The 6,898-nt window shown below is 70.8% G+C and carries 6 protein-coding genes and 1 pseudogene; 4 read left to right on the plus strand and 3 right to left on the minus strand.

Annotation, left to right across the window (positions count from 1 at the left end; translation table 11 throughout):
* Positions 1-203: 203 nt before the first annotated feature.
* The 3 genes from ALLO2_RS22530 to ALLO2_RS22540 form a co-directional block, all read right to left on the minus strand.
* Positions 204-779 carry an NADPH-dependent FMN reductase gene (locus ALLO2_RS22530; protein WP_035734637.1) on the minus strand — a complete coding sequence of 192 codons (576 nt, stop codon included), beginning with the start codon at positions 777-779 and terminating at the stop codon, positions 204-206.
* Positions 780-907: 128 nt separating this feature from the next.
* Positions 908-2,359: a DHA2 family efflux MFS transporter permease subunit gene (locus tag ALLO2_RS22535; protein ID WP_023842193.1), complete on the minus strand. Its 1,452-nt coding sequence runs from the start codon at positions 2,357-2,359 to the stop codon at positions 908-910.
* Positions 2,356-3,306 carry a zinc-binding dehydrogenase gene (locus ALLO2_RS22540; protein WP_011438516.1) on the minus strand — a complete coding sequence of 317 codons (951 nt, stop codon included), beginning with the start codon at positions 3,304-3,306 and terminating at the stop codon, positions 2,356-2,358. The genes ALLO2_RS22535 and ALLO2_RS22540 overlap by 4 nt, the downstream gene beginning before the upstream one ends.
* Before the next feature lie 628 nt (positions 3,307-3,934).
* On the opposite strand from ALLO2_RS22540, the gene ALLO2_RS22545 reads away from it, so the two are divergent.
* From ALLO2_RS22545 to ALLO2_RS22560, 4 genes and pseudogenes are all read left to right on the plus strand, one after another.
* Entirely contained in the window at positions 3,935-5,026 is a 1,092-nt protein-coding gene (locus ALLO2_RS22545; protein ID WP_157493497.1) for a hypothetical protein, read from the plus strand.
* Positions 5,027-5,110: 84 nt separating this feature from the next.
* Positions 5,111-6,058 carry an aromatase/cyclase gene (locus ALLO2_RS22550; protein WP_035734638.1) on the plus strand — a complete coding sequence of 316 codons (948 nt, stop codon included), beginning with the start codon at positions 5,111-5,113 and terminating at the stop codon, positions 6,056-6,058.
* Positions 6,059-6,173: 115 nt separating this feature from the next.
* Positions 6,174-6,797 (plus strand): nucleotide disphospho-sugar-binding domain-containing protein, encoded by a 624-nt coding sequence (locus tag ALLO2_RS22555; RefSeq protein ID WP_035734639.1) that lies wholly within the window; start codon positions 6,174-6,176, stop codon positions 6,795-6,797.
* Positions 6,725-6,898 (plus strand): annotated as a pseudogene (locus ALLO2_RS22560) (IS6 family transposase); the annotation flags it as partial. The gene ALLO2_RS22555 and the pseudogene ALLO2_RS22560, both read left to right, overlap by 73 nt.

The following is a 6,898-nucleotide window of genomic DNA, read 5'->3' on the forward strand; positions in this document are numbered from 1 at the left end:
ATGGCGGAGCCAGCGGACGGACACGACGTCGACGCATGACTCGATCATGACTGATCGGTGGCCGCGATGGCGGACTTCGCCGATGCAACAGTGCCGAGGGGGACACCTCGCTCGGCCGATGATCAACGCGGTCACCGGCCGAGCTGGCGCTCGACCCAGGCCAGCGGCCCGCCTTACCTGGGCCGCGTGGTATCTGTGCACGCCTACTGCTGCGGTGCTGCCTCCAGCCGTAGTCGCCGTAGCGCCCCGCCCCAGGCGATGACCTGGTCCAGCATCGCGGTGACCGTTGCCTCCTGGTGCGCCGCAGGCCTGAGCGCGACGAAGCCCTCAAAATCTGTCGACAGGGACAGGGCGACCTGGTCGCGGACATCGGCGACCTGGAGCTCACCCAGCACGAGGCGCAGGTGCTCGACCGCGCGGGTCCCGCCGGCCGCACCGTAGCTCACGAACCCCGCTGCCTTGTTGTGCCATTCGGCGTACAGGAAGTCGATGGCGTTCTTCAGCGCCCCCGACGTCGAATGGTTGTACTCCGGGGTGACGAACACGTACGCGTCGAACGCCGCCACTGCCTCGGCCCACGCCTTCGTGTGCGGATGCTGGTACTGGCCCATCGCCGGCGGCATCTCCTCGTCGAGATGCGGCAGGTTGAAATCCCTGAGGTCGAGTAGCCCGAAACGGGCGTCTGCCCGCTTGACCGCGATGTCGTGAACCCAGCGCGCGACGGCCTCGCCGCGCCGCCCCGGGCGCGTGCTGCCGATCACGATCGCAACGTTGATCATGAGTGTGTCGACCCCTCTCTCGATTTTGACGAGACGCTCCGACGCCCCGTGACCCGCTGACTTCCCTCGGCCAGCGGACATCGTCAGTACCGGCGACACCGCGAGGGCCGCCGATGCCCTGCTCGCACCTACTGGGCGCCGGTGGCCGTCGTCGTGGGCACCGTGTCCCGCGGCGCCGGTGCCGGCTTCTGCCCTGGCAGAAACACGGTCCCGGCGAGCGCGCCCGAGGTGAGGACGAACATCCAGGTGAGTGCAGGGGTGAACCCGTCCGCCTGGAGAATGAGAGCCATCACGGCCGTGCCGGTCGCCGCGCCGACGCGCTGGATGACGTTGCTCGCGCTGGTCGCGCCCGGAATGTCAGCCGTTCGTAGCGTCCGGTACACGGCGGCGCTGGCAGGCAGGCTCGCGGCCCCGAACCCGATCCCGCGGACAAACAGCGAGATGCCAAGCAGGGTCAGGTTGCTGTCGGCGGTGGCGAAGACGAACGGCAGAGTGCCCGCGCTCGCGACCACCAGACCCCCTGCCACGAGCGGGCGTGGCGCGAGCCGGTCGGCGTACCGGCCGGTTGCGAGGTACGCAAGCCCCAGGCCGACGCTCTGCGGTGCGAGGGCGAACCCGGCGTCAAGTGCGGACAGCCCCCGCAGTTGCTGGTAGTAGAGGGGGAGCACGAACATCGGGCCCCAGCTCGTCACGCCGAAGACGAACAGCATCACCGAGCCGCCGCGGAAGGAACGGTCGCCGAACAGGCGTAGATCGATGAGCGACGGCCGGCCTGGTGTCGTCGGCCGCAGGACGAAGGCGGCCAGCAGCGCGACGCCGACCAGCGCGGCGACGAGCACCTGTGCGGACACCACCGTGCTTCCGGACTCGACGTTCGACAGCGCGTAGATCATCGCCACGATGCCGGTGGGCAGCAGGACCAGGCCCACCACGTCCAGGGAACGCTCCGTGCGCGGGTCTTCGCGGGGGAACCACCGTGTTGTCATGAGCAGCGAGACCACGACGATCGGCACGTTGACGAAGAAGATCCACCGCCAGCCCCAGGTGTCGATCAGCAGGCCGCCCAGCACCGGGCCGGAGATCGGCGCCAGTTGGCCGACCAGGCCGACGACGCCCATGACCCGCCCGAAGCGCTGCGGGCCGGCGGCCCGGGCGAGTACCAGCTGGGTCAGCGGAAGGATCATGCCGCCACCCAGGCCCTGCAGCACCCGGAAGGCGATTAGCGCGCCAGCGGACCAGGCCAGGCCTGACAGCACCGATCCGGCCAGGAACAGCCCGAGGGCACCCGACCAGATCGCGCGGGCGCCGAACCGGTCGACCAGCCAGCCGACCACCGGGATGACGGCAGCCATCGCCAGCAGGTAGGACGTCGTGACCCACTGGATCACCGTGATGTCCGCTTGCAGGTCGCGCCCCAGCGTGTCGATCGCGACCGCCACGACAGTGGTGTCGAGCAGGGCCGCGAACGCCCCGACGATCAGGGTCGTGGCCAGCGGCACGAGACTCGGACCGGCCTGCTCCAGATCGTTCGACGGGTTCGGTCCATCCGCGGAGCCGGAGTGGGCCTCGGGCCGGGTCATGGGACCAGCAGGGTCTTGCCGGCCGTCTCCCGGTCCTCGATCGCCTGGTGGGCTGCGGCCGCCTCGCCCAGCGGGTAGGTCTGACCGATGATCGGGCGTAGCCTGCCGGCCGCCGCCTGCGCGAGCGCCTCCGCGGCGAGCGCACGCATCTGCTCCGGTGTCGGCGTATCACCGCTGATCACCGTCACGCCGGCGGGCGGCTCGGTCCAGCTGCCACTGGCCATTCCGTGGATGCTGATCCGTCCGCCGGCCCGCAGGGTGGTCAGGGCGTGGGCGCCGATGTCACCCCCGACACCGTCGTAGACCAGGTCGACACCCGTCCCGCGGGTGGCCTCGACGACCTCCAACGTCCAGCCCGGCCGGGAGTAGTCGACGTAGGCCGCCGCGCCCAGGGACATCACCAGCTCACGTTTGGCGGTGCCGCGCGCGGCACCGATCACCGTGGCGCCGGCGGCCGCCGAGAGCTGGACCAGCAGACTGCCGAGGCCGCCGCCGGCTGCCTCGACCAGCACCGACTCGGCGGGCTTCACCTCCGCCTGGCCATGCAGGAGGACCGCGGTGCGGCCGTCCGCCAGCAGCGCCACCGCGTCCCGCACCGGGACGGTGGAGGGCACCGGGATCAGGTCGTCCGCATCCGCGACGGCGAGCTCGGCGTAGCCGCCGGTGCCTCCCGTCGTCGTGACGACCACCACTCCGGCGAGGGCCGGGTCGACGTCCGCTCCGACGGCGACGACCTGTCCGCCGACGCCGTTACCCGGGACCCGGGGCAGCGGCGGAGGGTTTCGCAGCGCAGGGCCACGGCCAGCCCTGACCTGCGTCTCGACGAAGGTGATGCCGGCGTACTCGACCGCTACCAGCACCTGGCCGCGTCCTGGAACCGGATCCGCGACGTCGCGGACCGTGAGTACTTCCGGGCCGCCGAACCGGTCCATCACCACAGCGCGCACAATCCCGCCCTCTTCGTCAATCGGAGCGATTCACTCCGATTTGGAGATCTTATAACGGAGTGAATCACTCCGCAAGCTGCTGGGTGCCGGGTCGTCGCGCCGCGAGGGCCACGGGACGGCGCTGCCGACAGCCTCGCCCCCGGGGCGCCCGGTGCCGGACACCAGGACCGGACCGACTCACCCCAGCTGCCTCGACGGGACCTCCAGCAGGTGCCGAGTGGATCTCCAGCGCATCTCGACCAGGCCGCGAACGGGCCTCGGTCGACTCCGGAGCGCGGCGCTGGTGACGCTCGAGAGCGATCTGAGATCTTTTCCGCGAGGCACGGCGCGTTGCGGTCCAGGTCCCGCACGCGGAGTCCGGCGCCCCGCCGAGACAAGGAGACCGCGACGATCCCTGGAGGATCATCACCCGGCCGCCGAAGAACTCCCGCCGGCCGGGGAAACCTGACGCACACCGTCCGGCAACGGCTCACGCAAAGCAGGCCCGAGGCTTCCGGCGCCCCGCTCCGCCACCGCCGACGAAGGACCGCCACGCGCGAATGCTGTGCGGGCAGGCGCGAACCGTTCCGCGCGCCGCTGCGCACCACGTCGGCAGGCGCCGTTGTCATTCCCTTGTGAAAGGAAGCGCATGACCGGAACAAGCACGTCNCCCCGAGTTGCCGGGACGACGCGGCGACGGCGAACCCGCCGCGTCCGCGGTTTTCGCGCGATCGGTGCTGCGGTGGTGGCGCTGGCCCTCCCGCTGGTCAGCGCCGGACCCTCGTCGGCCGGCACCGGCGGGNCGGNGNTCGACCTCGGTACCCTGCCCGGCGGCAGCAGCAGCGGCGCCTACGACGTGAACAACAGCGCGGTCGTCGTCGGCTACTCGGCGAGTGCCAGCGGCCGCAACCACGCCGTCCGGTGGAACAGCCTGGGTGTACCGACCGACCTCGGCACCCTGCCCGGGGACGAGGCGAGCGTCGCCTTCACCATCAACGACGCTGGCACCGTGACGGTTGGCGCCTCCCTGATTCCCGGTGGCCCCACCCATCCGGTGGAATGGGACGCGGCTGGCCAGATCACCGCGCTGACGACGCCTGCCGGGAGCATTCTGAGCCGGGCCTATGCGGTCAACAACCAGGGCACGGTCATCGGCTTCTGGAGTGGGCCGGACCGGTTGTACCACGCGCTGCGGTGGACCTCGGCCAGCACGCCCGTGGCCCTGCCCCAGCTACCGGGGGATACCGCCAGCTCCGCGGGATGGATCAACAACAGGGGTGTGATCGTCGGCTATTCGAAGACTGCAGCCGGCGTTGCGCGGGCCGTCCGGTGGAACCCTGACGGAACCGTCTCCAGACTCGCCGACCTGCCGGGCAGCGACTCCAGTGAGGCGAGCGCCGTCAGCGACACCGGCATCATCGTCGGTCTCGCCACCACGGGTGCGAGGTCGCACGCGGTCCGCTGGGACCACGCCGGTGGGATCACCGAGCTGCCGCCGCTGCCCGGCGACACCGGTGCCGGTGCCTATGGCGTCAACGAGCGGGGGATCGTCATCGGCTTCTTAAGCGCGAGCGACGGCACCCGCAGCGCGGTGGCGTGGAGTCCGAGCGGCCAGGTCACCCGGCTGCCGACCGCCACCGCCGGGCCGGCGGAGGCGTACGGCGTGAACGACCGAGGCGCGGTCGCGGGGTCCTCCACCGCGGCCGACGGATCGGCTCACGCAACACTCTGGCTGGCCTGACCCTGCCGGTCTGCCCAGTCCGCCCTGTCCGGGCCGCCGCTGTCCGCTCGCTCCGCACCGTCTCCACCGAAGGGATCGTCTCCGATGACGCTGGCCCCATTCCTGCGCAGGGAACACGAGATTCGGGTGGGCGCTCCAGCCGGTTTCGTCTACCGGCTGCTGGCCGGGCTCGAGCACTGGCCGAGCATCTTCGCCCCGTTTGTTCACGCCGAGAGGCTGGGANCGGACGGCGAACTTGAACGGGTGGGGATGTGGACCACATCCGGCACCCGGGTCGAGCGCTGGGTCGCGTTCCGTCGGTGTCAGCAGGAGGATCTACGGATCTGGTTCCGCGTGGAGCAGCCACCGCCGCCGCTGGAGTCGATGGAGCGTGCCTGGACCGTCGTCCCGGTTTCCGACGGGGAATGCCTGCTCAGGCTGGCGCATGAGCTGCGCGTGACGGCGGGCGTATCGGCGGACATCGGTGCGGTGGTCCGGCAGGTCGACGTGGTGGCCGAGGCGGAGACGGCCGCGGTGCGGGCCGCCGCGGAGCGGGCGGTGAGTGCACCCGACTTCCTGCTTACGCTGCACGACGACGTGCGTGTTGACGGGCCGGCCGATCGTGTCTACGACTTCCTGTATGCGGTCGACCGGTGGCCCGACCGGCTGCCCCACGTGACGCGGGTGGACGTCCAGCAGGACGAGCCGGACGTCCAGCTCGTGGAGATCGACACCGCGGAGCGCCGGGGTGGTGTGCTGACGACACGGACCGCGCGGGTGGGCCGACCACCCCGCGGGATCGTCTACAAGCAGCTACGACTGCCGCCACTGGCCAGCAGCCATCACGTGCGGTGGGACATCGAGGACGGCGGCGATCACACTGTGGTCCGCTCGATCCAGACCGTGGTGATCAACGGCCCTGGGATCGCGGAGCTCCTCGGCGCGAGCACCAGCCTGGAGCAGGCCCGTTCGTTCATCCGCACCGAGCTCGGCTCAAAGGTCCGGCTGATCCTGGACCAGGCTGGGCAACACGTGGCGGACGCCGCCGGATAAACGGACGTCGCCGGACGACGAGTGCGCGGGCTGACACCGCGTCAGCGCGCGAATCAGAGGGGACGACGTGCGTATCCTTTTCGTGTCATGCCCGCTTTCCAGGCATCTTCTTCCGATGGTGCCCACCGCATGGGCGATACAGCTCGCCGGCCATGAGGTGCGGGTCGCGGTCGCTCCCGACTTCGCGGCGTGCGGCCTGTCGGTCTCGCCGGTCGGTCCCAGTCCGCCTCCCGGCCTGATCCAGCCTGCCGCGCCGCCATCCGACCCGAGTGCGCGGCCTGGTCCCCGCCTCGTCCAGGCGACCACCTGGTTCGCGGCGGTCGCGGCAGGGATGGCCGACGGGGNCGTCGATCTCTGCAGGGACTGGGAGCCCGACCTTTTGGTGCATGATCCGCTCGCGCTGGCCGCGCCGCTGGTCGGCAGCCGGCTGGGTATCCGCATCCGGTACCTGCCGTACAACGGTGGGGGACTGGCTCCGGAGTGGTTGCGGCGCCCGGCGGCGGGACCGCGGGTGTGCATCACCCCGGGCACTGTCGCGGACGCCACCCGCGAGCTGCGCTGGCTGCGCGAGCTGGTCGAACGGTTCGCCGCGGCACAGGTCGAGGTCGGGCACTGTTGCATCGGCGAAGTCCGCCATCGCGGCCACCGATCAGTCATGATCGAGTCATGCGTCGACGTCGTGTCCGTCCGCTGGCTCCGCCATCGGAGTTCGCNGGGTTCCGGTTCCCTCCCGAGGTGATCGTGCTGGCGGTGCGGTGGTACCTGCGGTATGCGCTGTCGTACCGGGACGTCGAGGAGCTTCTCGCTGAACGCAGCCTCGAGGTCGATCACGTCACGATC

This window comes from Frankia sp. Allo2 (assembly GCF_000733325.1).
GTDB lineage: Bacteria > Actinomycetota > Actinomycetes > Frankiales > Frankiaceae > Frankia > Frankia casuarinae.

Excerpts from the sequence above, each read along its gene's own strand:
- ALLO2_RS22530 (WP_035734637.1), bottom strand. The coding sequence starts at position 779 with ATGATCAACGTTGCGATCGTGATCGGCAGCACGCGCCCGGGGCGGCGC.
- ALLO2_RS22535 (WP_023842193.1), bottom strand. The coding sequence starts at position 2,359 with ATGACCCGGCCCGAGGCCCACTCCGGCTCCGCGGATGGACCGAACCCG.